At 62.1% G+C, this 25267-nt stretch carries 30 protein-coding genes; 17 read left to right on the forward strand and 13 right to left on the reverse strand.

The annotated features are described in order from the left end of the window. Positions 1 to 179 precede the first annotated feature (179 nt). The gene (locus RG540_RS15545; RefSeq protein WP_038589631.1) at positions 180 to 953 is read left to right on the forward strand and encodes a gamma-glutamyl-gamma-aminobutyrate hydrolase family protein; all 774 of its coding nucleotides are present in this window, start codon (positions 180 to 182) and stop codon (positions 951 to 953) included. A gap of 40 nt (positions 954 to 993) precedes the next feature. Here RG540_RS15545 and RG540_RS15550 read toward each other — a convergent pair whose 3' ends face one another. After that, positions 994 to 1449, reverse strand: coding sequence for a MarR family winged helix-turn-helix transcriptional regulator (locus RG540_RS15550; protein ID WP_038589634.1), 456 nt, complete (start codon positions 1447 to 1449; stop codon positions 994 to 996). A 58-nt stretch (positions 1450 to 1507) separates the two neighbouring features. Between RG540_RS15550 and RG540_RS15555 the strand changes: the two genes are divergently transcribed. Further along, a complete protein-coding gene (locus RG540_RS15555; protein WP_038589636.1) occupies positions 1508 to 2578 on the forward strand; it encodes an FUSC family protein in 1071 nt (356 codons plus the stop codon). Here the strand turns inward: RG540_RS15555 and RG540_RS15560 are convergent. Together RG540_RS15560 and RG540_RS15565 are read right to left on the reverse strand one after the other, a co-directional pair. Then, positions 2575 to 3597 (reverse strand): LacI family DNA-binding transcriptional regulator, encoded by a 1023-nt coding sequence (locus RG540_RS15560; RefSeq protein WP_038589638.1) that lies wholly within the window; start codon positions 3595 to 3597, stop codon positions 2575 to 2577. The two genes, RG540_RS15555 and RG540_RS15560, sit on opposite strands and share 4 nt — an antisense overlap. 116 nt (positions 3598 to 3713) lie before the next feature. After that, on the reverse strand, positions 3714 to 4205 hold the full coding sequence (locus tag RG540_RS15565) for a MarR family winged helix-turn-helix transcriptional regulator (protein ID WP_038589641.1): 492 nt from the start codon (positions 4203 to 4205) through the stop codon (positions 3714 to 3716). A gap of 83 nt (positions 4206 to 4288) precedes the next feature. Here RG540_RS15565 and RG540_RS15570 point away from each other — a divergent pair, with 83 nt between their 5' ends. From RG540_RS15570 to RG540_RS15590, 5 genes are all read left to right on the forward strand, one after another. Beyond that, a complete protein-coding gene (locus tag RG540_RS15570) occupies positions 4289 to 5086 on the forward strand; it encodes a creatininase family protein (protein ID WP_038589643.1) in 798 nt (265 codons plus the stop codon). Between the two features lie 57 nt (positions 5087 to 5143). Continuing rightward, positions 5144 to 5401, forward strand: coding sequence for a type II toxin-antitoxin system Phd/YefM family antitoxin (locus tag RG540_RS15575; protein ID WP_038589646.1), 258 nt, complete (start codon positions 5144 to 5146; stop codon positions 5399 to 5401). Then, positions 5398 to 5796 carry a type II toxin-antitoxin system VapC family toxin gene (locus RG540_RS15580; protein ID WP_038589649.1) on the forward strand — a complete coding sequence of 133 codons (399 nt, stop codon included), beginning with the start codon at positions 5398 to 5400 and terminating at the stop codon, positions 5794 to 5796. Before RG540_RS15575 ends, RG540_RS15580 begins: the two co-directional genes overlap by 4 nt. A gap of 142 nt (positions 5797 to 5938) precedes the next feature. Beyond that, positions 5939 to 7066: a CobW family GTP-binding protein gene (locus RG540_RS15585; RefSeq protein WP_038589652.1), complete on the forward strand. Its 1128-nt coding sequence runs from the start codon at positions 5939 to 5941 to the stop codon at positions 7064 to 7066. After that, positions 7066 to 8052: a WD40 repeat domain-containing protein gene (locus RG540_RS15590; protein ID WP_038589655.1), complete on the forward strand. Its 987-nt coding sequence runs from the start codon at positions 7066 to 7068 to the stop codon at positions 8050 to 8052. Before RG540_RS15585 ends, RG540_RS15590 begins: the two co-directional genes overlap by 1 nt. A 402-nt stretch (positions 8053 to 8454) precedes the next feature. Here the strand turns inward: RG540_RS15590 and RG540_RS15595 are convergent, their stop codons facing one another. Together RG540_RS15595 and RG540_RS15600 are read right to left on the reverse strand one after the other, a co-directional pair. Continuing rightward, the gene (locus RG540_RS15595; protein ID WP_038589658.1) at positions 8455 to 9612 is read right to left on the reverse strand and encodes a GGDEF domain-containing protein; all 1158 of its coding nucleotides are present in this window, start codon (positions 9610 to 9612) and stop codon (positions 8455 to 8457) included. An 89-nt stretch (positions 9613 to 9701) separates the two neighbouring features. Further along, positions 9702 to 10733 carry a serine hydrolase domain-containing protein gene (locus RG540_RS15600; protein ID WP_038589661.1) on the reverse strand — a complete coding sequence of 344 codons (1032 nt, stop codon included), beginning with the start codon at positions 10731 to 10733 and terminating at the stop codon, positions 9702 to 9704. A 225-nt stretch (positions 10734 to 10958) separates the two neighbouring features. Here RG540_RS15600 and RG540_RS15605 point away from each other — a divergent pair, with 225 nt between their 5' ends. Next, the gene (locus RG540_RS15605) at positions 10959 to 11225 is read left to right on the forward strand and encodes a hypothetical protein (protein ID WP_037077316.1); all 267 of its coding nucleotides are present in this window, start codon (positions 10959 to 10961) and stop codon (positions 11223 to 11225) included. After that, the gene (locus RG540_RS15610; protein WP_038589664.1) at positions 11225 to 11464 is read left to right on the forward strand and encodes a hypothetical protein; all 240 of its coding nucleotides are present in this window, start codon (positions 11225 to 11227) and stop codon (positions 11462 to 11464) included. Before RG540_RS15605 ends, RG540_RS15610 begins: the two co-directional genes overlap by 1 nt. Before the next feature lie 33 nt (positions 11465 to 11497). On the opposite strand, the gene RG540_RS15615 is transcribed toward RG540_RS15610, so the two are convergent. Further along, positions 11498 to 12391, reverse strand: a complete 894-nt coding sequence (locus RG540_RS15615; RefSeq protein WP_038589667.1) for a LysR family transcriptional regulator — start codon at positions 12389 to 12391, stop codon at positions 11498 to 11500. A gap of 100 nt (positions 12392 to 12491) precedes the next feature. On the opposite strand from RG540_RS15615, the gene RG540_RS15620 reads away from it, so the two are divergent. Together RG540_RS15620 and RG540_RS15625 are read left to right on the forward strand one after the other, a co-directional pair. Next, positions 12492 to 13232: an SDR family oxidoreductase gene (locus tag RG540_RS15620; RefSeq protein ID WP_038589670.1), complete on the forward strand. Its 741-nt coding sequence runs from the start codon at positions 12492 to 12494 to the stop codon at positions 13230 to 13232. 33 nt (positions 13233 to 13265) lie between these two features. Further along, positions 13266 to 13484 carry a tautomerase family protein gene (locus RG540_RS15625; protein ID WP_038589673.1) on the forward strand — a complete coding sequence of 73 codons (219 nt, stop codon included), beginning with the start codon at positions 13266 to 13268 and terminating at the stop codon, positions 13482 to 13484. A 177-nt stretch (positions 13485 to 13661) separates the two neighbouring features. Here RG540_RS15625 and RG540_RS15630 read toward each other — a convergent pair whose 3' ends face one another. The 3 genes from RG540_RS15630 to odc2 all read right to left on the reverse strand — a co-directional run bounded on the left by RG540_RS15630 (position 13662) and on the right by odc2 (position 16432). Next, positions 13662 to 14351: an OmpW/AlkL family protein gene (locus RG540_RS15630; RefSeq protein WP_038589676.1), complete on the reverse strand. Its 690-nt coding sequence runs from the start codon at positions 14349 to 14351 to the stop codon at positions 13662 to 13664. 256 nt (positions 14352 to 14607) lie between these two features. Then, a complete protein-coding gene (locus RG540_RS15635) occupies positions 14608 to 15177 on the reverse strand; it encodes a GNAT family N-acetyltransferase (RefSeq protein ID WP_038545317.1) in 570 nt (189 codons plus the stop codon). A 121-nt stretch (positions 15178 to 15298) separates the two neighbouring features. Continuing rightward, on the reverse strand, positions 15299 to 16432 hold the full coding sequence (gene odc2, locus RG540_RS15640) for an ornithine/lysine decarboxylase (RefSeq protein ID WP_038593942.1): 1134 nt from the start codon (positions 16430 to 16432) through the stop codon (positions 15299 to 15301). 527 nt (positions 16433 to 16959) lie between these two features. Between odc2 and RG540_RS15645 the strand changes: the two genes are divergently transcribed. The 4 genes from RG540_RS15645 to RG540_RS15660 all read left to right on the forward strand — a co-directional run bounded on the left by RG540_RS15645 (position 16960) and on the right by RG540_RS15660 (position 20973). Further along, a complete protein-coding gene (locus tag RG540_RS15645) occupies positions 16960 to 17853 on the forward strand; it encodes a LysR family transcriptional regulator (RefSeq protein ID WP_037077328.1) in 894 nt (297 codons plus the stop codon). A 158-nt stretch (positions 17854 to 18011) separates the two neighbouring features. Then, positions 18012 to 19187: a glycosyltransferase gene (locus RG540_RS15650; protein ID WP_038589679.1), complete on the forward strand. Its 1176-nt coding sequence runs from the start codon at positions 18012 to 18014 to the stop codon at positions 19185 to 19187. A gap of 92 nt (positions 19188 to 19279) precedes the next feature. Beyond that, positions 19280 to 19924: a DUF1007 family protein gene (locus RG540_RS15655; RefSeq protein ID WP_038589682.1), complete on the forward strand. Its 645-nt coding sequence runs from the start codon at positions 19280 to 19282 to the stop codon at positions 19922 to 19924. Then, positions 19918 to 20973, forward strand: a complete 1056-nt coding sequence (locus RG540_RS15660) for a nickel/cobalt transporter (protein ID WP_046600048.1) — start codon at positions 19918 to 19920, stop codon at positions 20971 to 20973. The genes RG540_RS15655 and RG540_RS15660 overlap by 7 nt, the downstream gene beginning before the upstream one ends. 14 nt (positions 20974 to 20987) lie before the next feature. Here the strand turns inward: RG540_RS15660 and RG540_RS31150 are convergent, their stop codons facing one another. The 3 genes from RG540_RS31150 to RG540_RS15675 all read right to left on the reverse strand — a co-directional run bounded on the left by RG540_RS31150 (position 20988) and on the right by RG540_RS15675 (position 23114). After that, a complete protein-coding gene (locus RG540_RS31150; RefSeq protein ID WP_080724959.1) occupies positions 20988 to 22073 on the reverse strand; it encodes an acyltransferase family protein in 1086 nt (361 codons plus the stop codon). Positions 22074 to 22200: 127 nt separating this feature from the next. Then, the gene (locus RG540_RS15670; protein ID WP_038589684.1) at positions 22201 to 22407 is read right to left on the reverse strand and encodes a hypothetical protein; all 207 of its coding nucleotides are present in this window, start codon (positions 22405 to 22407) and stop codon (positions 22201 to 22203) included. Then, positions 22404 to 23114, reverse strand: a complete 711-nt coding sequence (locus RG540_RS15675; protein ID WP_038589687.1) for a GNAT family N-acetyltransferase — start codon at positions 23112 to 23114, stop codon at positions 22404 to 22406. Before RG540_RS15675 ends, RG540_RS15670 begins: the two co-directional genes overlap by 4 nt. A 253-nt stretch (positions 23115 to 23367) precedes the next feature. Here RG540_RS15675 and RG540_RS15680 point away from each other — a divergent pair, with 253 nt between their 5' ends. Together RG540_RS15680 and RG540_RS15685 are read left to right on the forward strand one after the other, a co-directional pair. Beyond that, a complete protein-coding gene (locus RG540_RS15680; protein ID WP_038593951.1) occupies positions 23368 to 23757 on the forward strand; it encodes a cupin domain-containing protein in 390 nt (129 codons plus the stop codon). A 228-nt stretch (positions 23758 to 23985) separates the two neighbouring features. Next, a complete protein-coding gene (locus RG540_RS15685) occupies positions 23986 to 24390 on the forward strand; it encodes a YbjQ family protein (protein ID WP_151044211.1) in 405 nt (134 codons plus the stop codon). Positions 24391 to 24486: 96 nt separating this feature from the next. On the opposite strand, the gene RG540_RS15690 is transcribed toward RG540_RS15685, so the two are convergent. Then, positions 24487 to 25203 (reverse strand): tellurite resistance TerB family protein, encoded by a 717-nt coding sequence (locus tag RG540_RS15690; RefSeq protein WP_038589690.1) that lies wholly within the window; start codon positions 25201 to 25203, stop codon positions 24487 to 24489. Between the last annotated feature and the right edge of the window lie 64 nt (positions 25204 to 25267).

Here is a 25267-nt window from a genome sequence, read left to right on the forward strand (position 1 = left end):
CTTTTGTCGTTAGACTTTGGTAGCGTCCCACCGAAACTGGATTCCTAAGTTATTTCAAAGGGGCAATGCTTATTCTTTGGGCAACGCCCGACCCGGAAACACGCCTCGAACTTGACTTGAGCCGGCCTCTCGCGGCACAACGGGACGAGACGCTACAGCATGCTTCGTTGGAGAGCCTGATGCCGAAACCGATCGTCGCCCTGCCCGCCGACATCCGCCAACTGGATGGAGCGATCTGGCATGCGTCGCCGAACCAGTATGTTCAGGCGGCGCTGAAAGTGGCGGACGTGATGACCTTCATCATTCCGGCTTTCGAAGAGGGCAACGAGACCGATGCCATCCTCGACCGCGTCGACGGCGTGCTGGTTTCCGGATCGGCGACCAACGTCCACCCGTCGCTCTATGGCAAGCAAGCGACCGACGGCGACGGCCCCTTCGATCCGGCCCGCGACGCGACGTCCCTGCCGCTGATCCGCCGGGCGATCGACCGCGGCATTCCGCTGCTCGCCATCTGCCGCGGCATCCAGGAACTGAACGTGGCATTGGGCGGCACGCTGGCGAGCGAGATCCAGGACCAGCCGGGCATCTGGGACCACCGCAAACCCGATGTGAAGGAGCGCGACGACATGTACGCGATCCGCCAGCCTGTGTTCGTTGCCGAAGGCTCCTGCATCGCCAATTATCTGGGCCTGGCAGGCGAGGTCCAGGTCAACTCCCTGCACCGCCAGGCGATCGCCGAAACCGCACCTCGTCTTAAGGTCGAAGCAACCGCCGAGGACGGCACAGTCGAGGCGGTCTCGGTCATCGACGCCAAGAATTTTGCCGTGGGCGTGCAATGGCATCCCGAATACTGGGCCGAAACCGACGCTCCGTCGCGGGCGCTTTTTCACGCGTTCGGCGAAGCGGTTCGCGCCTATGCGGCCCGCAAGGCGATTACCAACGTGGCGGCTTGACGCCGGCCAAGCATCAGCGTGAAGCAGGATATCGGGAAACCTACTCCTCGTCCTCGCCCGGCCCTTCCCCCGCCTTCACATAAGCAAGCTTCAGCATAATCTGCGAAGCCTCGATCAGCGTTTCGCGCTCATCCGGGCTGAGGCAGGCTTCGATTGCTTTTTCCAGCCAGGCGCGGCGGGCGCGGATATCCTCCGAGAGAACCTTGCGGCCGTGAGGCGTCAGCGCCAACTCGATTTCGCGACGGTCCTGCCCGTTGCGACTGCGGCTGATGAGGCCGTCGCGTTCCATCGCCGCGACGATACGGGTGACTGATTGCGGTTGCAGCCGCTCCTCCAGCGCAAGGCGCCATGCCGGCATCGGCCCCAACCGATGAAGTGTCGCGAGCATGGCGATCGTCGACAGACTGACCGCGCCTTCCGCTCGCGCGGCGCGCAGGCGGCGGCCGAGCAGCAGCACACTGCGAACGATCAGCGTTGAGGCGTCGTCACTGGACATACGATACGCAATGCGTATTATTATGCCACTGTTCAATCGCGAGCCCGAGGGATAGCGGATGGAAAAGACATTCAATCACGTTGCCGAAGCCTTTCGCTGGTCGACGGAAAAAGAAGTGACGGCGATCGAGATCGTCGTTTCGGCGCTTGCCATGGCCGTGCCGGCGCTGCTGGTCGCAAAGGGCCATCACATGGGCCTCGGCCTCGTCGGCGGCATGGCGATGAGTGGAACCGTAGCGCATGGCAAGTTGAGGGTGCAAGCCGGCAGTGCGGGCGCCGCCTTCGCCACGCTGGCGATTGCCGCAGGGCTTGCCTGCCTCGCCGGCCGCCTGGGCATGGCAGGCCAGGCGGCGATGCTTTTGCTGGCGGCGATCGCCGGCATCGTCGGCGGGTTCGACCGGGCGATGGTGGCGGCGTCGATGCGGTTCGTCTTCTATCTCATCATGGTGGGCGGCATCGTGGCAACGACGAGGGCCGATCCGCTGCTGATCTTTGCCGTCGTCATGAGCGGCGCGCTCTTCGCGGCGATCCTGCACATAAGCATGTCCGCTGTCGTCGATCGCATCCGCAAGCCTGAAGAAAAGCCGGTCGAAGCCAACCGTCTCCCAACCGCCAGGCAAAAGTTCAATCGGCTGAAGCGCTCGCTGGGAGAATGGGCCGGCTGGCAATATCCGATCCGGCTGGTCCTCAGTCTCGGCGCTGTTTTGCTCGCGCACGCGCTTTTTCCCTCCCACGACGTTCACTGGGCGGCGCTGACGCTTGTGCTGCTGGTCGAGCGTCGGCCGGAGCGCATGCCGCGGAAGACGACGCAAAGGGTGATTGGCGTCATCTTCGGCGTCTGCTGCGCAGGCCTGCTTTCATTCCTGGCTCTGCCCGCCTGGGCGGATGTGCTGAGCATCGCCGTTCTCGGCGGCTGCCGGCCGTTCCTGCAGGCCAGGAACTATCTCGCCTATTCGATCGTCATGACGCCGCTGATGATGATGGCCATGGGCACAGCCGATCAAGTTCTGACCGCCGCCACATTGTGGGACCGGCTCTACGCGACCATCTTCGCCGCATGCCTGGTGCTGTTCGTCAATCGGGTAGCGATCTTTCTGTGGCCAGAGACGGAGGCACCCGTCGCGGCCTAAGCCCTTGGCCGGTGCACTCCGGTCGACTGGCGGATGCGCATTTCCGGCTTGATCAGATGAATGCCGTCCGGCTCGTGGCTGCCGGCAAGGCGGTCGAGCAGCGCGCGCGCCGCAAGCCGGCCGACTTCCGTCTGGCCATTCCACACCGTCGTCAGCGCAGGCGTCGCGATCGACGCCTCTTCCAGATCGTCGTAGCCGGTGACGGAGATATCGTGGCCGGGCAACAGCCCGGCGCGGGCGACGCCGTTCATCAGGCCGATCGCCACCAGATCGTTCCAGCAGACCGCAGCGGTCGGCTTCTGCGGCAGGGAAAGGAAATGCACCGCCGCCTCGAACCCGCCCTGCTTCGAACGCGGCCCGGGAATGCGCAGGTTCGGATCCACCTCGATGCCCGCCTTGCGCAACGCGTTGACATACCCCTGGTATCGGTCTCGGCCCGTCGACGTCTGGTCCGTGCCGCCGATCATGGCGATCACCCGATGCCCGAGGCCGATCAGATGGTTGGTGGCAAGCGAGATGCCGTAGCTATCGTCGCCGCGATAGGTCGGCAGTTCGACGCCTTCCATCGAACGGGCAACGAGGATGGCCGGCATGCCGTTCTCTTCGGCAAGCCTCATATCCTCGATCGGCGTGCCGATCGCCGGCGACATGATCACCCCGTCACCGCCGAGCTGCAGCAGCGTTTCGATGAAGGTGCGCTGTTTTTCGACCGAATCGTAATGGTTGGAAAGGATGAAGGTATGACGGCTGCGATCGAGCTCGCTTTCGATCGCTTTGAGGATTTCCCCGTAGAACGGGTTCATGATGTCATGCACCACGACGCCGATAATGCCGGAGCGCGAGGTGCGCAGGCTCGCGGCTCGGCGATTGTAGATATAACCGAGGGCTCTTGCCTGTTCCTTGATTTTTTCCCGGGTATCGGCCGCCACGAGCGGGCTGTCGCGTAGAGCAAGCGATATCGTGGCGGTCGAGAGACCGAGGCTCTCGCCGATCGTCGACAACTTGATCTTTTGTGCCATTTCCCCCACCCGCAATGGCCGGCATCGCTATCCGATGCTCGAATTAAACTTTAAATAAACGTTTTAATTCGGGGCGACAATCCTATGACAGCGAAAATTTCAAAAGGAAATCAGTGTCAGTCGTCCGGGTCGGACTGGAGATTCTGCTCAATGGTTTTCAGGAGTTTGAGGAGGGTGCGGATCTCCTTGTCGGAAAGGCCTTTTGCGGCGATCGAACCGCACTCGGAGATCGAACGGCCGATCTGTTCGACGGTCTGCAATCCGGCTTCGGTCAGATGTACTTTGGTAAGACGCCCGTCGGTGCCGTCAGCGCGGCGTTCCAGGAAGCCTTGAGCCTCCATGCGGCCGATCGTGCGGGTCATGGTCGGGGCCTTGACGCCGAGCCGTATGGCGAGCTGGCCGGGGGTCATGCCGTCTTCTTCCGCCAGGATCAGGATGACGCCGTCCTGGCCGGCATAAAGTCCGCTTTCGCCGAGGCTGCGGCTGAGTGCTGTGCGCATCGAGCGGGCGGCCTGGGTGATCGCCGGAGCAAGGTCGGTGGCCGAAAGGCCTTCCAGTTCCTTCTTCTTGCCGGACTTGGCTTTTTTATCGCCCTTCTTCTTGCTCATTCGCTCCGCCCGTTTTGCCCTAAAGAAGTAGCCGTTATATCTGTGGCGCGCTATCCATATCGAAACCGGGAAACCACCGCCAGATGTCGCACCCTTCGCCACGCTATCATGACAATGATACGACACTTGCGTCCACAGAAAGGCGAGACTGGATCACCGTCCTGCCGCTCGGCGCCCACGAACAGCACGGACCGCACCTACCGTTCGAGACCGACACGCTGATCGCCGAAGGCCTCGTCGCCCGCCTGATCCCTGCCCTGCCTGCCGGCCTGCCGGTGACGTTCCTGCCTGTGGAGCCCGTTGGTTATTCGATAGAGCATATGGATGTCACCGGTACGAAGACGCTTGCCTTCGACGAAGCCGTTTACCGCTGGCTCGGCATTGCCGGCGATCTTCACGCCAAAGGCATCGGCAAGCTGGTGCTGCTCAACGCCCATGGCGGCAATTCGCCGCTCATGACCGTCGTCGCGACCGAGGCCCGGGTGCGGTTCGGCATGCTGGTCGTCGCCACAAGCTGGACCCGCTTCGGCCAGCCCGCCGGCTGGATAACCCCGGAGGACAAGGCAGTCGACATCCACGGCGGAGACATCGAGACGTCCGTGATGCTGGCGCTCCATCCGGACAGGGTCGACATGGCGAGGGCGGAGAACTTCCCGTCCCGCCAATCGGACTTTTCCCGCGACTTTAGACATCTGCGCGCCTATGGCCCGCACGCCTTCGGCTGGAAGATGTCCGACCTCAACCCCAAGGGCGTCGCCGGCAACGCGGCCGCGGCGACGGCGGAACGGGGTGAGTTGCTGGTTGCGCATGCTGTGAAGGGGATTATCGAGCTGCTGGAGGATGTGGCGCGGTTTGATGTCGGAACATTAGAGCCTAGTTGAATCGACGGCATAACAAGGGTACGTTTGGACCATCTAATTGGACCAACGGAGTACACAATGGAAATTTCAGTGAGCGAAGCCAAGGCAAGTCTGACTGAACTCCTTCATCGCGCGGAGGCTGGAGAAGATGTTGTTCTCACGCGAAGAGGTCATAAGATTGCAAGGCTTGTACCCATTGAGCCGGAATTGACCCGCGATCAACGCAGAGCGCTGATCGAAGAGATCAGAGCAATGGCGCCTGCACCTGATGGCAACGACGTACCCGCGGAGCGAAGCCAGGATTTTCTCTATGGTGACGATGGCCTGCCGGCATGATTGTGGTCGACACGTCAGCGTTGATCGCCATCGTCAAGAATGAAATTGGTGCCTTTGACTGCCAAGAGGTGCTCACGGGGGAATCGAAGGTCCTCCTCAACGCCGCCACTCTCACCGAAGCACTGATTGTGGCTCGTGGAAAGAAATGTCTGGCTGCTCTTACCAACCTGATTGACCGGCTTCCCATCACCATCATCGGACTGGATGCTGTAAGAGCAGAACGGGCTGCGGCCGCTTACGCTCTGTTCGGCAAGGGCTTTCACAAGGCTTCGCTCAATTTCGGCGATTGCTTCGCTTATGCGACGGCCAAGGAATTCAACTGTCCGCTTCTCTATGTCGGACAGCACTTCGCCAGAACGGACGTGGTTTCCGCAATCGCGACGCCGTCAGCGTGAACAACAAGATCACCCGGCGTCGGTCGCAATTCCGATGTGATCTTATAACATACAAACCCTTTGAACTCGTCCCGGCTTGCCCTTATATGAGACGAACAAAGCTTCCGCGCCGATCGGGCGCTCTCAAGTCCTCGAGGTTTTCATGACCGAAACAGCCACCGTCAAGCCCGTTCCTGTCACCGTGCTCACCGGTTATCTCGGCGCCGGCAAGACGACGCTTCTGAACCGCATTCTCTCCGAAAGCCATGGCAAGAAATACGCGGTCATCGTCAACGAGTTCGGCGAGATCGGCATCGACAACGACCTGATCGTCGAGTCGGACGAAGAGATCTACGAAATGAACAATGGCTGCGTCTGCTGCACCGTACGCGGCGACCTGATCCGCGTCGTCGAAGGCCTGATGCGCCGCCCGGGCCGCTTCGACGGCATCATCGTCGAAACCACCGGCCTTGCCGATCCGGTGCCGGTCGCCCAGACCTTCTTCATGGATGACGACGTGCGTGCCAAGACCGAGCTCGATGCGGTCGTGGCACTCGTCGATGCAAAACACCTGCCGCTGCGCCTGAAGGACAGTCGCGAAGCCGAAGACCAGATCGCCTTTGCCGATGTCGTCGTCATCAACAAGACCGATCTCGTTTCCCCGGAAGAACTGGCGATCATCGAGGATGTCGTCCGCGCCATCAACCCGACTGCCCGCGTCTACAAGACCACCCGTTCCGGCGTCGATCTCGCCCGCGTGCTCGACCAGGGCGCCTTCAACCTGGAGCGCGCGCTCGAGAACGATCCGCACTTCCTGGATCAAGGCCATGACGACCATGTCTGCGGCCCCGATTGCGATCATGACCATGGGCATGACCACCATCATCATGATCATGACCATGACCATCATGCCCATGACCACGATCACGATCATCACGGCCATGATCACCACCACCATCACCACGGAGAAATGTCGCCGATCCATGACGTGACCGTGAAGTCGATCTCGTTGCGCGGCGGCGAGATGAACCCGGAGCGGTTCTTCCCGTGGATCCAGAAGATCACCCAGACGGACGGCCCGAGCATCCTTCGCCTCAAGGGCATCATCGCCTTCAAGGGCGACGAGGAACGTTATGTCGTGCAGGGTGTCCACATGATCGTCGAGGGCGATCACCAGCGGCCGTGGAAGGATGGCGAAAAGCGCGAATCGCGCCTCGTCTTCATCGGCCGCGATCTCGATTTCGACAAGATCGAAAAAAGCTTCCGGGCTTGTGAGGCCGTTGCTGCCTGATGCCGACTGTTGCACCGCTTGATCTCGAAGGCCATGTCGTCGCCGCGCATTTCCTCGGCGACGTCCCATTCTTCGCCACCGCCGCCGGTACCATCCACCGCCTGGATGGCGGCGAGAAAGTCACCGAGGCCCATCAGGGCTTGCTGACCTGCATCCGCGATCCCTTCAGCGCTACGCTGCTGACCGGCGGCGAAGACGGCAAGGTGATGCGCATCGGCAGCAATGGCGAGGCGACCCTGATTGCCGAAGCGCCGCGCAAGTGGATCAGCGTCATCGCCGGCGGCCCGCAGAATGCGGTCGCCTATGCGCATGGCAAGTCGAGCTTCGTGAAGCTGAATGACGGCACGCTGAAGGAATTTACCGAAGAGCGCAGCGTCGAAGGCCTCGCCTTCGCAGGCAAGGGGCTCAGGATCGCCGCCGCCCGTTACAACGGCGTGTCGCTGCACTGGGTCGGCACCAATGCGCCGCCGGTCGATCTGGAATGGAAGGGCGCCCACAACGCCGTCACCTTCTCGCCGGACGGGCGTTTCCTGGTGACGACCATGCAGGAAAACGCGCTGCACGGCTGGAAGCTCGACGGCAAGCCGGGCGAAAACCGTCATATGCGGATGACCGGCTACCCGGCCAAGGTGAAATCGCTCTCCTGGTCGCCGAAGGGCAAGTGGCTTGCCTCGTCGGGCGCCCCGGCTGCTATCGTCTGGCCGTTTTCGGCAAAGGACGGCCCGATGGGCAAGGCGCCGCAGGAACTCGGCACACGCGCCAATATCATGGTCACGTCGGTCGCCTTCCATCCGGCCGAGGAAGTGCTCGCCATCGGTTTTATCGACGGCATGATCCTTGGCGTCAGGCTTGCCGACGCAAAGGAAGCGCTTCTACGCCGTCCTGGCAAGGGCGGGATTACCGGATTGAGCTGGAGCGCCAGTGGCAAGCTCGTTGCCTTCGCTTCCGATGCCGGCGATTGCGGCGTCATCGATATTGCAGCCTGAAATCTCGCAGCACGAATAACCGCGGCGGAGAAACCTCCGCCGCGGCCTGGTCCATGCGGGGATGGGCAGGCAGCGTGTATGAAGTGGTATGAGTGTCAGGCTTTGCTGCCTGCCCGATCGCTCCGGTGTTTTCCGAAAGGCAGGTAACGGATGGTCTGGATCCGGAACTTGAACCTTGCGGCGGTCGGCGCCCTGACGGCGCCTTCCTTCCCTTTACGACCATCACCGGACACCGGATGCTCTCCGTGGAATGCGACCCGGTTCGCGACCCGGCCCCTGCCCTGTGACGCGACCAATATAACCGCGCCCACACAGCGCGGGGATGCGCGGAACCATTTCGACGAGAATGTGCTTCAAACGAAAAGAGAATTTCTGTTCGCCACGGCGAAATCGTCCCCGCGTTCACGCCGCCTGGCGGTCTTCCTCGAACGTATCGATGCCGTCGCGGCCGTTGCGCTTGCGGGCATAAAGCGCCTGGTCGGCCCGCTGCAGCAGGGTCTCGAGATCGCCGGGGCCGCATATTTCGGTCGCCACGCCGATGCTGAGTGTCGGTTGCACGACAAGGCCCTCCATTTCCGCGAGGGAAGCGGCAAAGGCGGCACGAATCTCCTGGGCAGTCTCGACGGCCTTTTCGACCGGGCATCCTTTCAGGACGATCACGAACTCGTCGCCGCCTTGCCGCGCGAAGAGATCGCGGCTGCGCAGGTGCGGGGATGCCGAGGAGGCGAACCGCCGCAACACCTCGTCGCCGACCGCGTGCCCATGCGTGTCGTTGAGCTGCTTGAAACGGTCGACGTCGATCAACATCAGGGCGACCGGCCCTGACTCGAGACCGGCATAGGAGCGCATCAGGCCGCCGCGGTTGAGCACGCCGGTCAGGGCATCGCGATCCGCCAGGTAGGTGAGCTTGTTTCCCGCCCGTTCGGCCGCCATCAGATTGATGACGATGCTTCGCAATGCCAGGAAGGGTGCCGCCCAGAGCCCCAGCCAGGCATCGGCACCGTTGCCGGGGGCAAACAGGCCGCCTTCACCGATCCAACCCGTGACCGCAAGGACGGCGCGCGCCGCAAAGATGGCGGCAGTCGGCATATAGATCGCCACGACGAGCCATGCCGACCGCAGCCTCTCCTGCCGTGCGAGGCGAATACCCTCCAGCATCACCAGGAGATCGCCGAGGGCACAGACGAGCGAGAAGATGGCGATGCGCGGCGCGGTACTGGCGTCGTCCCGCCACAAGAGGATCAGCGGCGTTGAAAGAACAGCAAGGATCAGCCAACTCAGGCCCCAGCGGGCCGGACGGCCGCCGAAAAGCCGGACGGAGACGATCAGCAACAGATAACCGATCAGGATCAGGTTGTTGCCGATCAGAACCGAGACGACATCCGGCAACACGTTTCGCAAGCCGACGCTGAACAGGCCGGCTCCGATGACGATGCCGCTGGCGCTCCACCAGAACAGCCAGCGTTCGAACCGGCCGCTGGAATAGGCGATCATCTGGACGATGCCCAGGACCGAGCAGGTCATAGCCGAGACGATATAGATCGTCCGCAGATCCAGCATGAAACACCCCCAATGGCGACGCGGGGCATACTAGCGTTGAGCGGTTACGATTCGGTGTGTCTGGTCATTCAAGTTTATATGAACTGGCTTCAAACGACGCGGATGGCTCCCATGATTTCGGTAAGCAGGTTGTGCAGATCATCGCGATAACCGCTGCGGGCCGAAGGACCACTTTCGTCCGACGTCATCACCACGGTGAGGCCGAGCGACGGCGCGATATAGAGCATCTGCCCGCCATAACCCCAGCCGAACTTGACCTCCTCTCCGCCGATATTGCGCAGGAACCAGCCGTATCCGTAACCATCGCCGGAAAAGCGCGAGTTGGTGCGCGGCGTCCAGGACTGGTCGATCCAGCCCTTCGAGACGACCTGGCGGCCGTCTTTCGTCTCGCCGCCGTTGCGGTAGAGTTCTCCGAAGGCCAGCAGCGAGCGGGCGGTCATTGCCATCTGGTTGCCACCGGAATAGATGCCCTGTCGGTCTCGTTCCCAGGAGCCGATCCGGAAACCGTCGACCGGCTCCAGCCATTCGCGCGCCAGCGCCAGCGTCGATTTCTTGGCGACTTTGGTGAGGATCGCCGAGAGCAGATGCGTCGAGGCGGTGGAATAGAGCATCGAACCGCCGGGATCGTCGTCGAACGGCTGTGCGAGCGCGAACTGCACCCAGTTGCGGCTCGCAACCCAGCGGCCGTAATTCGGCCCCGACAGCCGCCCGAGCCCCGCCTGCATCGAAAGCAGATTACCGATGGTGATGGCGTGGATGCGCGGATCCGGATTGGTCGGCAGGTCGGCCTTCAGGATCGGCGCGATCTTCTGGTCCGGCCCCTCGAGCAGCCGGCGGTCGATGGCGATGCCTGTCAGCGCCGAGATGATCGATTTCGAGGCCGATTTGATGTTGGTCGAAGCGCTCAGCGAATGGCCGTTGAATGCCCGTTCGGCGAGCATCTCGCCATTGCGGGCGATGAGCACGACCTTCAGTGGCTCCAGCTCCGCCGCCCCGCCGAGCACGGTATCGAGCGTCCCCGGCGGCTGCGGAACTGGCGCCTGGGGCGAGCCCTGGGCAAGACCGCGGGCCGCCGTCAAGGCGAACGGCAGGGATAAAAGGGTTGTGCGGCGTGTGATCATGCACCGAAGCTAGGACGGCAAGCCGGCAGAGACTATGGCGGAAAGGCTCGATTCACGCAGAGATGAAGGGGCGTGAAAGCAGTATTTGACGCTCCCATCGGTGGAGCGGAAAGGGAAAGCAGTGTATGGGACCATTCTCGACGGTCTCACCGCCGCGTGCCCGATTCTCCCTCCTGAGACCGGACCCGCAGCGCCGGGACAGCCGTTTATACGATCGGATACGACATGGCCAAGGCACCCAAGACTGAACATTCCGAACTCGCCGGCGAATTCACCGACGACGGCATTACCGTGCTGGTCGATATCTACCGCCCTGCCGGCACCCAGGGCGACTGGACGCTCGAAGTCATCACCGAAGAGGACGACGTCACTACCTGGGAAGAGCCGTTTCCGACCGACCGCGAAGCCTTCGACGAGTTCCTGGCGACCGTCGAGCGCGACGGCATCCGCTCCTTCTTCGGCGAACCCGAACCCAATCCTGCGGTGCATTGATGAAGAATGTCGAGGACCTGACCACATCCGCCAAGACCATGCACGACCGCTACGCCTCGGGCCGCATGGACCGCGAAATCGTCCGCCAGTGGGTCATGGGGCTGAGCATGTATCCGGAACCCTATGGCCGGCACATCCAGGAGGCCGCCGCGTGGTTCAAGCCTTCGCGCGACGACATGGATCCCGTCGAACTGAAGATCGCCGACCTTGCCAGGCTGCAGGCGATCTATCGGCCATAAGACGCCCCGCAGGGACCCGGGGGCGTCTGGATCTCAAAGTCCCGCTTCGGCAAACACCTTGACGATCCAGTCGAGGAAGACGCGCACCCGCGGCGAGAGCTGGCGGTTCTGCGGATAGAGCGCCGAAAGTAGTGTCGGCGGCGGTGGGAAATCGGCAAGCACTTCGACGAGCACGCCCTCGTCGATATCCCGCTGCAGGCGATAACGCGGCGCCTGCATGAGGCCAAAACCGCGGCGGGCGAGATCGGCCATTGTGTCGGAATTGTTGACCGTCAGCCGGCTCGGAAGGGTGACGTAGCGCACCTCGTCGCCGACGATGAATTCGAGCGGCATGATCTGGCCGGTGCGCGACGACAGGAAGCCGATGGCCAAATGCCCTTCCAGCGCATCCGGTGATTTCGGCATGCCGTGTATCTCGACATAGGTGCGGCTGGCGCAGGTGATCTCGGTGATCGTCCCCAGTCTGCGCATGATCAGCCCGCTGTCGTCGATCTCGCCTGCACGGATGACGCAGTCCACGCCCTCGCGAACGAGATCCACCAGCCGGTCGCCCTGGCCGATCTGCAGGTCCAGCAGCGGATAGCGGTCAAGAAATTCGTGAAGGCGCGGCAAGAGGAAGGTGCGGGTCAGGAACCCGTGTGCATCGACCCGCAGCAGGCCGCGCGGCTGGGCGTCCCGAAATATGTTCTCCGCCTCGTCCACCTCTGCGAGGATCGCAAGGCAACGCTCATAGAAGGCCCGGCCGTCGAGGGTCGGGGTGACGTGGCGTGTCGTCCGCTCCAGGAGCCGTGTGCCGATCCCCTCCTCGAGCTGCTTGACGGCTTCGGTGACGGTCGAGCGGGCAAGGCCGAGATCGGCGGCGGCAGCCGAAAAGCTGCGCCGCTCGACAATCCGGACAAAGAGCTGCATGCGGTCGAGGCGATCCATGGCCTTGTTCACCACAGGCGAATTCTGATGTCAATTCATCGGCAATTGTTCTTGATCGGTGTCAGCAATATCTCCTGTCCATCAACCAAGGAGAGATCCCATGACCAACAACGGACAACGCGTCGCGATCGTCACCGGCGCATCGAAGGGCATCGGCAGAGCCATCGCACTCCGCCTCGCTGAGGACGGCATCGCCGTCGTCGTGAACTATGCGACCAGCCGGCAGGCCGCCGACGAGGTGGTGGCGCAGATCGAAACGGGCGGCGGCAAGGCGGTCGCGGTGCAGGCCGACGTCGGCAGCCCGATCGCCGCAGCCGCCTTGTTCGACGCCGCCGAACAAAACTTCGGCGGTGCCGACATCCTCGTCAACAATGCCGGCGTGATGAGGCTTGCGCCGCTCGCCGAGATGGATGACGAGGCCTTCGAAACCCTGCTTGCCATCAACCTGACCGGCACGTTCCGCGGCATTCGCGAAGCGGGCAAGCGGCTGCGCGACGGCGGCCGCATCATCAACTTCTCGTCGAGCGTCGTCGGCGCCTACGGTCCGGCCTATGGCGGTTACGCCGCCACCAAGGCCGCCGTCGAAGCGCTGACCCATGTCGCCTCCAAGGAACTCGGCCGGCGGAAGATCGCCGTCAACGCGGTCGCTCCGGGCCCCGTCGAAACCGAGCTGTTCATGACCGGCAAGTCCGAGGACCTGGTCCAGAACATCGTCAGGACCATCCCGCTCAGCCGCCTCGGCCAGCCGCAGGACATCGCCTCCGTCGTCTCCTTCCTCGCCGGCCCCGACGGCGGCTGGGTCAACGGCCAGGTGCTCCGCGCCAACGGCGGCATGATCTGAAATCCCGAAACACCAAACCTGAAGGACAACCCAATGCCATTCGTAAATATCAAGACGCCCGAAGCCGCGCTCAGCAAGGCCCAGAAGCAGGAAATCGTCCACCGCATGACCGAGATGCTGGTCGAATACATGAGCGAGGCCGCGCGACCCCACACCATGGTGCTGATCGAAGAGGTCAAGGACGGCGGATACGGCCGCGCCGACGAGATTTTCGTGATCCCGGATTCCTATCGCGCCAAAGACGACGCTTGAGAAATCGCGTGCTCGCTCTCCCGCCCGGTTCTCCGATCGGGCGAGAGAGTGACCGGCGGCGAAGTATTCGTCGTCGACGGCGACACTTCCGCTCTGCATGCGCTGAGGCCATAAAACAAAGGCCGGCGCCACCTGTTCTGGCGCCGGCCCCCGTCCCTACCGCCCTCGTTGGTTTTTCTAGAACCGGTAGGTAACGCCTGTGCCGATCAGCCAGGGATTGATCTTCGCCTTGCCGCTCAGCGGCCCGAGCACGTCGTGATCAGCCTTCCAGTCGGTCTCCATGAAGATCTTCTTCACGTCGAAGTTCACGCCCCAGTGCTGGTCGATCATGTAGTCGAAGCCGACCTGTAGGGCTGCGCCGACGTGGTTCTCGACGTCGAGATTGTGGAAGCCCGGCTTTTCCGACTGGTTGTAGAAGAGCGAATAATTGACGCCAGCACCGACATAGGGCTTGAAGGCGCCGAAATCGGTGAAGTGGTATTGCAGCGTCAGCGTCGGCGGTAGAAGCCAGGCGCGGCCGACCGGCACGCCGACGGCACCGTCTTCCTTGATATTCGCATAGGTGGTGCCAAGGACCAGTTCGGCGGCGATATTGTCGGTGAAGAAGTAGCTGATATCGAGTTCGGGGATGACCGAATCGGAAAAGGACAGGTCCGAACCCGGCACGCCGTTGACCGAGCCGCGGTTCTCAGTGATGACGCCCAAGCCGCGCACGCGGATCTGCCAGGGGCTCTGGCCGGTAGCGGCCTCCTGCGCCACCGGGGCGACGGGTGCCGGCGTCAGATCCGCCGCTGCCGCCCCGAATGCGAAAAAAGCCGCACCCGCGCCTGCGATCCATCTCTGATGCCGTACCCCATTCGTGTTCATGAAAGCTCTCCTTAGCTGCGTTTTGATCTTGCAGCGAGAGGCTTAGGAGCGGGCATCGAGAGTCGGATTGATCAGGATCAATCGCGGCCGGCGGATGCACGGCGGCGGCCTGAAAGGGAGAATTTGTCGCACGAAAAACCCCGCCTCCCCGCGGGCGCTCCAATGGGAACGCTCCACCGGGGAGACGGGGTTTGGGCAGATCGTCGGAGCGCGAGGCCTTGAGTGCTGAATGCCTTGGTCGAAAACTCGACCTTTGTCAGGCCAGCTTGCGCCCGTTGGCGACGATCATGCCAGCGGCGCCTTCCAGCCAGCCGGCCTTGAGTTCGAGCGCCAGGAAACGCGAACGCTCGAAGGGGCCGGGCATGACAAGATGCCGGGTTTTGTCGGCGAAGAAACCGAACCGTTCATAATAGGCAGCATCGCCGACCAGCAGGATCGCGCCGTGGCCGCGCTTGTGAGCCTCGGTGATCGCCGCACGCATCAGTGCAGCACCTATGCCCTTGCCTTCGTAAGCGCAATCGACCGCGAGCGGGCCGAGCAGCAGTGCATCGATCGCCTGGCCTTCGGACGAAATGCCGGCTTCGATGTTCCAAAGCCGCACGGTACCGATCACGTGACCGGCGCCGTCACGGGCGACGATCGCAAGGCCTTCGGCCGGCACGCGGTTGCGGCGGATCTTTTCCGACGATTTTTTGCGCCGATCCGGGCCCATGGCGCGGTCGAGCAGGGTTTCGCGGGCGACCACGTCGGCCGGAGTTTCGGCGTCGATGGCGAAAGTGGAGTTGGGCGCAAAGAATGCGCGCACAGAATCAAGAACAGCGGCCATCTTGGCCTCCCGTACCCAATACCGTTATCAGCGGCGATGAAGAGGAATTGTGAATTTGCCGCCCCGGCTGGTTACGGGGCCGGCGGTATTAGATGACGCCAGTTAGGCAGGCAAAACCGCCTTAGATGACGTACGCCTTCAGGGGGTCGAAACCGTTGAAGGCGACGGCCGAGTAGGTCGTCGTATAGGCGCCAGTGCCTTCGATCAGAACCTCGTCGCCAATGGTGAGTGTCACCGGCAGCGGATACATGTTCTTCTCGTACATCACGTCGGCGCTGTCGCAGGTCGGGCCGGCGAGAACGCAGGGTTCCATCTCATCGCTGTCCCGCTCGGTGCGGATCGGGTAGCGGATGGCCTCGTCCATGGTTTCGGCGAGACCGCCGAACTTGCCGATGTCGAGGAAGACCCATCGGTGATTGTCGTTGTCCGACTTCTTCGACACGAGGACGACTTCAGCCTTGATAACGCCCGCATTGCCGACCATGCCGCGACCCGGCTCGATGATCGTCTTCGGCAGGTTGTTGCCGAAATACTTGCGCAGCGAAGCGAAGATCGCCTTGCCGTATGCTTCGGCAGACGGCACGTCGCGCAGGTACTTGGTCGGAAAACCACCGCCCATGTTGACCATCTGCAGCACGATGCCCTGCTTTGCGAGCGAACCGAAGACACGCTTGGCATCGGCAAGAGCCGCATCCCAGGCATCGACCTTGGTCATCTGCGAACCGACATGGAACGAAACGCCGTAGGACTCAAGGCCCATCTGGTGCGCGTAGACGAGTACGTCGACGGCCATCTGCGGCACGCAACCGAACTTGCGGGAAAGCGGCCATTCGGCGCCTTCGCCATCGGTCAGCACGCGGCAGAACACCTTCGAGCCGGGAGCGGCACGGGAAATCTTCTCGACTTCCTCATGACTGTCGACGGCATAGAGGCCGACGCCGAGCGCGAAGGCGCGAGCGATGTCGCGTTCCTTCTTGATCGTGTTGCCGAAGGAAATGCGGTCGGCGGACGCGCCGGCATCGAGTGCCATCTGGATTTCGGCGACCGAGGCGCAGTCGAAGTTCGAACCCATCGAAGCGAGCAGCTTCAGGATTGCCGGTTCCGGGTTGGCCTTGACCGCGTAATAGATCGCGCTGTCCGGCAGGGCATGACGGAAGGCGTTGAAATTGTCGCGCACGACGTCGAGATCGACAACAAGAAACGGTCCTTCGGGACGCTGGGTCTTGATGAAGTCAAGGATGCGAGCAGTGGTCATGGTCAGTCCCTTCAAATCTCAAAGCTCCGGCTGTGAACCGGAGGACAAAGGACGGATGAGAATGCGTTCAGCCCGGTTGGTGGAGACACCGGTACCGTGAACACGCTCAAACGCGCGATAAGTGGATCAACGCTCTGCCACGAGCAATGATCCGGCTTTGTCTGCCATGGATTGGAGGGAGGTCCCTACCGCACTTCCGGCAATGATGGTGTGCCTCTTCAGTAACCCCCGCTGATGGAAAGCAGGGAGAGAACAAAAAGGCCCGCACCGTCGTTGCTTCAGATGTCCTCGCATTTCCCGGATGGCCGGAATAGCGACTGGAGGGGTTAGTTCCAGGTACCTTACCGATGACCTCACCAAATAGAGGGCCGGCGGACACCCACGGGCACGTGCGACTTTGGGCTGACCGGGAGATAAGAATATTCGCGGTCATAATCAAGAGTTTTTTTGCCCATCACCAAAATTTCGCATTGCACAATTCCGTGCTAAATCCCAACTAGGATCGACCAGACTAAAAGGGGCGACATTTGGACACTCTCACCCGCATGCGGGCCTTCATCGATGTGGTTGAAGCAGAAGGCTTTTCAGCCGCAGCCCGGCGGACCGGGCGGTCGAAGGCGCTGCTGTCGAAATATGTGCGCGAACTGGAAGACGATCTGGGTGCCTTGCTGCTCAATCGCACCACCCGCCAGTTCTCGATGACCGAGGCCGGCCACACCTATTACCGGACCGCCGCCGACATCCTGAAAGAGATCGACAATCTCGCCGACCTGGTGCGCGAGAACAATGCCGACCTCAAGGGGCGCCTGCGCGTTTCCGTACCCCGCACCTTCGTCGATGCGGAGGTCGGCCAGTCGCTGATCGATTTCGCCAAGAGCCACACGGAAGTGTCGCTGGAAATCGTCGCCGAGGACCGCTTCGTCGATCTGATCGAGGAAAATTTCGACCTCGCGATCCGCATTACCAAGCTCGAGGATTCCGGCCTGATCGCCCGAAAACTCTCCGACTTCCGGGTCTATACGGTGGCGACCGCCGATTTCGTCGCCAAATACGGCCCGCTCGAACACCCCCAGGATCTGAACCGCGTCCCCTTCATCATCGACACCAATTCGCGCTGGCACAACAATGTGCGCTTCACCGACAAGGATGGCTCGACCATCTCGGTCGCGGTCAGCGGCCCGGTCGAGATCAACAGCCCGCAAGCGACGCTGCGCGCCGCCCGTGCGGGCCTCGGCGTCGCGATCATCCCCGATTTCATCGCCAATGCCTCGATCCAGTCGGGCGAACTGGTGACGCTGTTCGACGATTATATTGCCAAGGACCGCGGCATCTATGCGGTCTATCCGCATCGCCGCTACCTGCCGGCCAAGGTCAGGAGCTTCGTCGACTTCCTCTCCACCTGGTTCCGCCGCCAGCATTGACCGATCCGGACGCCCGGCGCCTCGCCGGTCCCTACGGCGAATGAGGTAACATCTCCGCGGCCGGTCGACCTATTGGCCGGCTTGCTTGAGCTTGGCATCGATCCGCATAGTGCGGCTCAGCGTGCGAAAGTCCCGGCATCGCGGAAGGGTCGTTATCCATGCAGAAAAGCCTGGCGATGTTCGTGTCGGCGCCGGTGATCGAGGCCGCGAACGGCAAGCTGGTGCTCGACAAGAAATTCGTTTCCGGCATGGCGCTGCATGTGCAGCACTGGTCGGGACCGGTCACCTGCTTCATCCGCCGCGGCGCGACCGATATCCCTTTCGGCGGCCGTTACGACATCGGCGACCTCGATTTCCGGGTGCGTATCCTTGAGCCGGAGGAACGGGTCTCGGCAGACCATCTCGCCGATTTCGACCTCGCGCTGTTATCGGGAGATTCCTATCTGGACTTGTTGCCGCCAGCGGTAATCCGGCAAGCGAAGAGCGCAGTGGTCTACTCGATCGAATACACCCATCAAACCCGGCTGCAGATCATCTCGCTCGACGATACCCGCAGCCTGCCGCGGAAAATCTACGGCATGGCCTGGACGGTGATGCAGGAATACAAGCGCAAGCGCGCCTTCCGCGCCGCCCGCGGCATCCAGGCGAACGGTTACCCGGCCCACGCGGCCTATCACGACATGGGCGGCAGCCAGCTCCTCTACCTAGACAACCGCATGAAGCCGGCAATGTTCGCAACACCGCAGGAGATGAGCGCGCGAAAACGGCATCTCCAGAACGGCGAGCCGTTGCGGCTCATTCATTCGGGACGGCTCGAACCGATGAAGGGCGTGCAGGACCTCGTTCCGATCGCCAGGCTGCTTGACGAAAGGGGTGTCGATTTCACCCTGACGATCTACGGCGAGGGAAGCCTTTCCGGCGCGATCAACGCCGACATCCACAAGCATTGGCTTCAGGACTGTGTCTTCCTCAAGGATCCGGTCGATTTCGAGCAGGAACTCGTACCGCTGACGCGAACGGGTGCGGACATTTTCCTCAGTTGCCACAGACAGTCCGATCCTTCCTGCACCTATATCGAAACGATGGGCTGCGGCGTTCCGATCGCCGGTTACGACAACGAGATGTGGTCGGCGCTGATGATCGAATCGAAAGCTGGCTGGATCGCCCCGCTCGGCGACATCAGGGCTATGGCCGATCGGTTGGCCGCCCTGGACAAAGACCGCGCATCCGTTCTGGAGCGGGCCGAAAACGCGCTTCGGTTCGCGCGCGGGTGGGACTTCGAAAGCCAGTTCCGCAAACGCATGGAGCATCTGGAAAATCTCACCCGGCACTAGACCGGGGCTGGACATGTGACCGGTTCGAGTCGAAATTCCGTCTCATTTGCGCTGCACTGCAAGGGGCGGACGAACCGGGAGCCACAGGGCGAATGCGATATCGAGTCTTGACCATTGCCGCGTTGGCGGCTGCCTGCATTCCGCTCCCCGCACTCGCTCATCCGCACATCTTTGCCGAGGCGCGGCTGGAAGTGGTGGCCGGCACCGACGGCAACGTCGCGGAGCTGCACAATGTCTGGCGCTTCGATGAGGTCTTCTCCTCGAGCGTGCTGCTCGATTTCGACAAGAATACCGACCTGAAGCTCGACGCCAAGGAACTCGCGGCGCTCGGCGAGGTGATGCGCAAGTCGCTGGCCGACTATCACTATTTCACGACGATCACGGTCAACGGCGCCAATGTCGGGGTGCAGAAGCCGGACGTGATCCACGTCTCGCTCGACGGCAACCAGCTTCTGGTCCTGTTTGCGGTGAAGCCCGAAAAGCCGGTGCCGCTTAAGGGGCGGCTGACCTTCGGCATTTACGATCCTTCCATGTACACCTCGATCGACTTCCCGACCGACGGCGACCTGATTGCCAAGGGCGACGGTTTTGGCCATTGCCAGCACAAGGTGGTGCGCCCCAACCCCGACGAAGTGATCTCGCAGAATACCACGTCGCTGACCGATGCCTTCTTCAACGATCCGACCGGCACCGACATGTCGAAACTTTTCGCCACCCGACTGGAACTGACATGCTGAAGACCCGCGGTGCCCTTTCCCCTTCCGTCATCGTTCCTGCCCTTCTCGCTGTTGCGGCGGTCGGCATCCTGACGGCAGGGTCGGCGCATGCGCAATCGCCGCTCGGCGTCGGTTCGGCTGAACCCTCGTTCTCTGTCGGCGGGCCGCTCGGTCCGTTTTTCGCCTGGATCAATTTTTACCAGCAGTCCTTCTACCGCGCGCTCACCGGTTCGCTGAAGGCGATGCGCGACGATCCCTGGGCGCTGTCCGGCCTGATCGGGCTGTCGTTCGCCTATGGCGTCTTCCATGCCGCCGGCCCGGGCCACGGCAAGGCGGTGATCTCCTCCTACATGATCGCCAACGAGATCGAGCTCCGGCGCGGCGTCGTCATCTCCTTCATCTCCGCGCTGCTGCAGGGCCTGGTGGCGGTGCTGCTGGTTGGCGCGGCCTATCTCCTGCTGCGCGGCTCGGGCATCACCATGACGGCGGCAACTCAGGCAATGGAGATTGCCAGCTTCGCCATGGTTGCATTGTTCGGCGCCTGGCTGCTGGTGAAGAAGATCCGGGCGCTCAGGATGCGCGTCGTCAGCATGCCGGTCGCAGTCCCCGCCGGTAACGGGCGCGGCCCGACCGGGCTCAATTTCCAGGCGGTCGAGATCGACGATCACGACTATCAGGGAACCGGCGATTATTGCGAGACTTGCGGCGTCAGCCACATGCCCGATCCCGCCCTGCTGAAGTCGAAGGATTTCAGCCTGCACGAGGCGTGGTCGGCAATCATTGCCGTCGGCCTGCGCCCCTGCTCGGGCGCAATCCTGGTGATGAGCTTTGCGCTTTTGAACAGCCTCTATCTCGGCGGCGTGCTGTCGGTCCTCGCCATGTCGATCGGCACGGCGATCACCGTCACCATTCTCGCGACACTTGCCGTCACCGCCAAGGATCTCGCGGTCCGCTTCGTCGGTCCCGGCTCGCGCTCGGGACGGCGGATCACCCATGCAATCGAGATCGGCGGTGCACTGTTCGTGCTGCTGGTCGGGTTGTCGCTGCTCGGCGCCGCGCTGCAGGCGTAACGCCGCTTTCCTTTTCAGGCGGCGCGTTTACGCACCATGGCCGGGCTGCCCTTGCGCATCAATTGCCGGCAGGGCCGCTCGATTGCCACATGCAACAGCCATGACACGCCGATCACCACCATGCTCGTCACCACCGTCGCAACCACGTTGCGGAGCACGAAGCCCGCATTGCCGAGCCTCCCCTCCACCATGGCCCAGACGCCGAGCGCCCGGTAGTGGGTGAGATAGACGGCAAAGGAAATGTCGCCGAGGAAATGCATCGGCGGGGAGGCGAAGAAATCCGCAAACAGCCCGCGATCGGTGCTGAGGCAGAAAAGCAGCGAGATGATCAGCAGATAAATCGCAAAATCCCAATCCGGCTGGGTGAGCGCGACCACGGCCAGAAGCCCGACACCGATCTGCACCGGCGTGCGCGCCGCGAAGGCGGCAACGGCCGGGTCGTTGTGCAGCCGCCAGACCAGCTGGCCGAGCGTGAAGCCCGCAAGGCAGCGGATCAGGGTGAAGGGTGCGGCGATAAGATCGAGCAGGCCCTTGGAAATCGTCGACCCGATATAATGGAGAGAGGCGGCAAGCGTCAGGATCAGGATCGCGAGGATCGCGCCGATGCCGAGCAACAGCGCTGCCATACGGCTCGACTTCAGACACAACAGGCCGATCACCGGGAACAGCAGGTAGACCAGCATTTCGGCGCTCACCGACCATGCCGGCGGATCGATGCTCGGCCAGTTGCCGAGCGACTGCAGCATCAGGACATTGGAGATGAACACGTCCGGCCCGATATCGAGTTCGGAAGATTTGAGGAAGGCGAGCGCGATGAACGCCAGCGTCACGACGAGATAGAGGGGGTAGACGCGGGCGATGCGGTGCCACAGGAAGTCGCCGAACCGGAACGCGCCCGACAGGAACGACGGCCCGTAGACATGCGCCATGACGAAGCCGCTGAGGATGAAAAACAGATCGACCGACAGATAGCCATGATTGAGGAAGGTCGAGAACGCCCCGTCCGACGGAACCCTGTCGAGTTCGAAATGGTAGACCATCACGAAGACGGCCGCAGCCCCCCGAATACCCGTCATCGACCTGATTTCGCCCACCGCCATCGCAGCACCCCCAGGACCTGGAAACCAGGCTACCAAGGCAGCTTACAGGGTTGGGAACACTGCACAATCCGGCCATCAGGCTAGGCGGCTACGCCTTAGGACTGCGCCCGCTCGACGGCGGAGACTGTTAGCGGCCGCGATTGCGCTGGTAGCGCGCCCTCAGCCAGAAGATCGCGAAGAAACCGAGCAACAGCATGGAGCCGATGACGACGGCGAGCACCGGAGAAAATTGCGCAATCCACATGACGATCGTCGGCAGGAAATAGATCACCAGCCCGATGCCTGCGAGGATCACCGCCGCGGCGATCGCCTGCGACTTTGCTTCTGGCGTCATGCATTTGCTCCCTTGGCATTTGCTCCCTTGGCAAGCTCGGCGCGGATATCTTCGAGCCGGCGCTTCTGGGTGCCGTCCGCCCCGAAATTGTCGGGCGAAAGCCATGCTTCGAACGCGGCCTTCAGGAGCGGCCATTCCACGTCGATCATCGAAAACCAGGCGGTGTCGCGATTGGCCCCCTTGGAGATGACATGCTGGCGGAAGACGCCTTCGAAGGTGAAGCCGTACCGGCGGGCGGTCGTCTTGCTCGGCTCGTTGTCGTTATGGCATTTCCATTCGTAGCGACGGTAATCGAGCCCTTCGAAAACATGCTTCGCCATCAGGTAATGCACGTCGGTCGACAGCGGCGAACGCTTCATGGATGCCCCATGCGCGACGGAGCCGACTTCGATGACGCCGTTCTTCGGGTCCGGTCGCATGTAGCTCGCCATGCCGACCACTTTCCCCGTCGCATTGTCGCGCGAGACGAGCGTCACGAAACTGGAATGGACGCGTGCGTTTTCCAGCCAGTCGCCGAAGGCGTTCACATCGGCAAAATCGTCGTTGGGGAAATATTTGAGAAGCGGATTGATGCCGTCTGCGCCGCCGAGCCCGTCCCACAGCGCCTGGAGGTGGGTGTCCCTGTCATAGGGTTCGAGCGTCACGAACCGCCCCTTGAGGGTGACCGGAGCGGGGGCGGCAACTTTGTAGTTTCTCAGATCGCGCATATCAGCCTCTTCTATCGTGCCAGTGGCTTAGGCCAGCGACGGGGGAAAGGCAACCGGTGGGGCTGGGGCGTCGGTTTCAATGCAATAGAGAAGCGAAAACGGAGCGGCATATCTCCAGAGTTCGGTAGCAAATGCCACCAGTGGCGGCTGGCGGCCCATATCGCACTCTCGCGCCAGATGCGTGGTATTACCCCAATTCTTCATGGTAGGCATGCTCCATTTCAGCATGGCGAGCCACAAGGAGTCAGCCGCAATGAAATGCCTGCGCATCTATGCCACCTCGGATGGCGAGTCGCATTTCGACGAAATCGAATTGCCGACGACTAAGAGGCCGGTGCATCCCGATGCTGTACCGTTCGACGTTACGGCCAGTTATCTGGCGTCCCGCGTCCGTTTCACCCACATCCCAACTGGCATGCGAGAGGTTGCTTGGCATACGGTCCCAGAGCCTGTGCTTACGGTCAGGCTGGACGGTTCGGTTGAATACGAGACGAGCGACGGAGAAGTACGCCACGTTCAGGCGGGTAGCTTCGTGTTGGTGGAAGACACACACGGCAAGGGCCATCTGTCACGCCATTCCCCAGAGGCGCAAACTGTCATCTGGATCTCGCTACCGAACGGCCTCGATTTGCCGCCAGCATAGTCCGTCTGGGCACGCTGTCGTCGAATATCCTTGACGTCCGATATGGTCGCTTGCCGACGGGCGGCCGCACTTTGAGATGGACACAATCCTCGCTGTCTGCTTCCCTTCGAGGATCATCATGGGAGTTGTCCAATGGCGGTCTGCAGCTCATGCAATCGGGAATTCGGCTTCGCGGATCTCAGGGGCGGCATCTGCCGCGACTGCCGCGCTAAGACGGAGGCCGAAAGCATGGCTTCGGCATACAAGAAGATCGAGAACGGCATCGTTTCCCCGGAAGACCTGAATGATCCGGCTCTTGCCAAGATCATCATCACCACCGCAAGCGACATTCCCGGCCGACGGATCGACAGCATCGTCGATGTCGTTGGCGCCGAGACGGCGCTGGGCCTGAGCATATTCAAGGATATCGCCAACAATTTTCGCGATTTCTTCGGTGGCCGCAGCAAGACGGTGCAATCCGCCGTGCGCGACGCCCGGACCGTCTGCATGATCGAGCTTCGCCGCGAAGCGATCCGCCTGAATGCCGACGCGATCATCGCAATCAAGATCGATTTCAGCGAATTGTCGATGGCAGGGGGCGGCGGCATCCTGTTTGTTGCGGCGACCGGTACAGCCGTCAAGCTCGCCGACTGACCATGATCTCGCTGACGATTGCGCCTTTCCCAGCCCGCCGGAGCGGGACCGGGATGGGAAACACAGCGAATTGACAGAGGGTGACGCTGCCCAGCCTTACGCCTTGACCTTGGCGGCCGAAACGGTGGCGTCGATATGCTCGATCAGCGCATCGTTCAATCCGAGGCGGCCGGCCAGCAGGTCGAGATAACCGCGTTCGGCGCGGGTGTCCGGATCGATGGTCAGGCGCGAGGCCGCGTAGATCTCGACCTTCTGCTCCTCGGTGCGGGCGGCAGCGACGAGGTCGTCGATATCGACCGGATTGGCGAGTTCGTTCTCGATGAAGGCTTCCGCCTCGGCGCCGAGATCGACCGCATGCACCTTGTCCATGATGTTGGCGCGCTCGCCGGCATCGATATGCCCGTCGGCCTTGGCGGCGGCGATCATCGCGCGCACCAAAGTCAGCGCAAAATCATTGGTAAGGGCGGGAGACTGCGGATGGAAGGGAGAATCGGCCGGCGGCGTCAGGAGCGGCTTGTCGGCCTGCGGTGCGGGCTGCGGCACGGCTTCGGGCGATTTACCGGACTGATAGTTCTTGTAGGCGAGATAACCGAGGCCGGCGATCGCCGCGATGCCACCGACCGCTGCCACATTGCCGGCGATGTTGCGGCCGGTCTTGGTGCCGAGGACGGCAGCGAGGATCGCGCCGGTGGCGAGCGGATTGTTCTTGGCGAGCTGGGTCGCCTGCCCTGCCCGGTCTTTTACACTTCCCCCCGACATGCCCGGAATCTGTGATCCCAGAAATTGGTCGAGAAGCTTCTTCGCGTCGAACATCGCACATCTCCCTGTTGTGTTTCCGGGGAGAGATAGGAATTCGACCGCCGAATTACAAAGGCCG

This window comes from Neorhizobium galegae bv. orientalis str. HAMBI 540, from assembly GCF_000731315.1.
GTDB lineage: Bacteria > Pseudomonadota > Alphaproteobacteria > Rhizobiales > Rhizobiaceae > Neorhizobium > Neorhizobium galegae.

What these genes read in the sequence shown, in the direction of transcription:
- RG540_RS15545 (WP_038589631.1), top strand. Translation starts at nt 180, where the DNA reads ATGCCGAAACCGATCGTCGCCCTGCCCGCCGACATCCGCCAACTGGAT.
- RG540_RS15550 (WP_038589634.1), bottom strand. Translation starts at nt 1,449, where the DNA reads ATGTCCAGTGACGACGCCTCAACGCTGATCGTTCGCAGTGTGCTGCTG.
- RG540_RS15555 (WP_038589636.1), top strand. Translation starts at nt 1,508, where the DNA reads ATGGAAAAGACATTCAATCACGTTGCCGAAGCCTTTCGCTGGTCGACG.
- RG540_RS15560 (WP_038589638.1), bottom strand. Translation starts at nt 3,597, where the DNA reads ATGGCACAAAAGATCAAGTTGTCGACGATCGGCGAGAGCCTCGGTCTC.
- RG540_RS15565 (WP_038589641.1), bottom strand. Translation starts at nt 4,205, where the DNA reads ATGAGCAAGAAGAAGGGCGATAAAAAAGCCAAGTCCGGCAAGAAGAAG.
- RG540_RS15570 (WP_038589643.1), top strand. Translation starts at nt 4,289, where the DNA reads ATGTCGCACCCTTCGCCACGCTATCATGACAATGATACGACACTTGCG.
- RG540_RS15575 (WP_038589646.1), top strand. Translation starts at nt 5,144, where the DNA reads ATGGAAATTTCAGTGAGCGAAGCCAAGGCAAGTCTGACTGAACTCCTT.
- RG540_RS15580 (WP_038589649.1), top strand. Translation starts at nt 5,398, where the DNA reads ATGATTGTGGTCGACACGTCAGCGTTGATCGCCATCGTCAAGAATGAA.
- RG540_RS15585 (WP_038589652.1), top strand. Translation starts at nt 5,939, where the DNA reads ATGACCGAAACAGCCACCGTCAAGCCCGTTCCTGTCACCGTGCTCACC.
- RG540_RS15590 (WP_038589655.1), top strand. Translation starts at nt 7,066, where the DNA reads ATGCCGACTGTTGCACCGCTTGATCTCGAAGGCCATGTCGTCGCCGCG.
- RG540_RS15595 (WP_038589658.1), bottom strand. Translation starts at nt 9,612, where the DNA reads ATGCTGGATCTGCGGACGATCTATATCGTCTCGGCTATGACCTGCTCG.
- RG540_RS15600 (WP_038589661.1), bottom strand. Translation starts at nt 10,733, where the DNA reads ATGATCACACGCCGCACAACCCTTTTATCCCTGCCGTTCGCCTTGACG.
- RG540_RS15605 (WP_037077316.1), top strand. Translation starts at nt 10,959, where the DNA reads ATGGCCAAGGCACCCAAGACTGAACATTCCGAACTCGCCGGCGAATTC.
- RG540_RS15610 (WP_038589664.1), top strand. Translation starts at nt 11,225, where the DNA reads ATGAAGAATGTCGAGGACCTGACCACATCCGCCAAGACCATGCACGAC.
- RG540_RS15615 (WP_038589667.1), bottom strand. Translation starts at nt 12,391, where the DNA reads ATGGATCGCCTCGACCGCATGCAGCTCTTTGTCCGGATTGTCGAGCGG.
- RG540_RS15620 (WP_038589670.1), top strand. Translation starts at nt 12,492, where the DNA reads ATGACCAACAACGGACAACGCGTCGCGATCGTCACCGGCGCATCGAAG.
- RG540_RS15625 (WP_038589673.1), top strand. Translation starts at nt 13,266, where the DNA reads ATGCCATTCGTAAATATCAAGACGCCCGAAGCCGCGCTCAGCAAGGCC.
- RG540_RS15630 (WP_038589676.1), bottom strand. Translation starts at nt 14,351, where the DNA reads ATGAACACGAATGGGGTACGGCATCAGAGATGGATCGCAGGCGCGGGT.
- RG540_RS15635 (WP_038545317.1), bottom strand. Translation starts at nt 15,177, where the DNA reads ATGGCCGCTGTTCTTGATTCTGTGCGCGCATTCTTTGCGCCCAACTCC.
- odc2 (WP_038593942.1), bottom strand. Translation starts at nt 16,432, where the DNA reads ATGACCACTGCTCGCATCCTTGACTTCATCAAGACCCAGCGTCCCGAA.
- RG540_RS15650 (WP_038589679.1), top strand. Translation starts at nt 18,012, where the DNA reads ATGCAGAAAAGCCTGGCGATGTTCGTGTCGGCGCCGGTGATCGAGGCC.
- RG540_RS15655 (WP_038589682.1), top strand. Translation starts at nt 19,280, where the DNA reads ATGCGATATCGAGTCTTGACCATTGCCGCGTTGGCGGCTGCCTGCATT.
- RG540_RS15660 (WP_046600048.1), top strand. Translation starts at nt 19,918, where the DNA reads ATGCTGAAGACCCGCGGTGCCCTTTCCCCTTCCGTCATCGTTCCTGCC.
- RG540_RS31150 (WP_080724959.1), bottom strand. Translation starts at nt 22,073, where the DNA reads ATGGCGGTGGGCGAAATCAGGTCGATGACGGGTATTCGGGGGGCTGCG.
- RG540_RS15670 (WP_038589684.1), bottom strand. Translation starts at nt 22,407, where the DNA reads ATGACGCCAGAAGCAAAGTCGCAGGCGATCGCCGCGGCGGTGATCCTC.
- RG540_RS15675 (WP_038589687.1), bottom strand. Translation starts at nt 23,114, where the DNA reads ATGCGCGATCTGAGAAACTACAAAGTTGCCGCCCCCGCTCCGGTCACC.
- RG540_RS15680 (WP_038593951.1), top strand. Translation starts at nt 23,368, where the DNA reads ATGAAATGCCTGCGCATCTATGCCACCTCGGATGGCGAGTCGCATTTC.
- RG540_RS15685 (WP_151044211.1), top strand. Translation starts at nt 23,986, where the DNA reads ATGGCTTCGGCATACAAGAAGATCGAGAACGGCATCGTTTCCCCGGAA.
- RG540_RS15690 (WP_038589690.1), bottom strand. Translation starts at nt 25,203, where the DNA reads ATGTTCGACGCGAAGAAGCTTCTCGACCAATTTCTGGGATCACAGATT.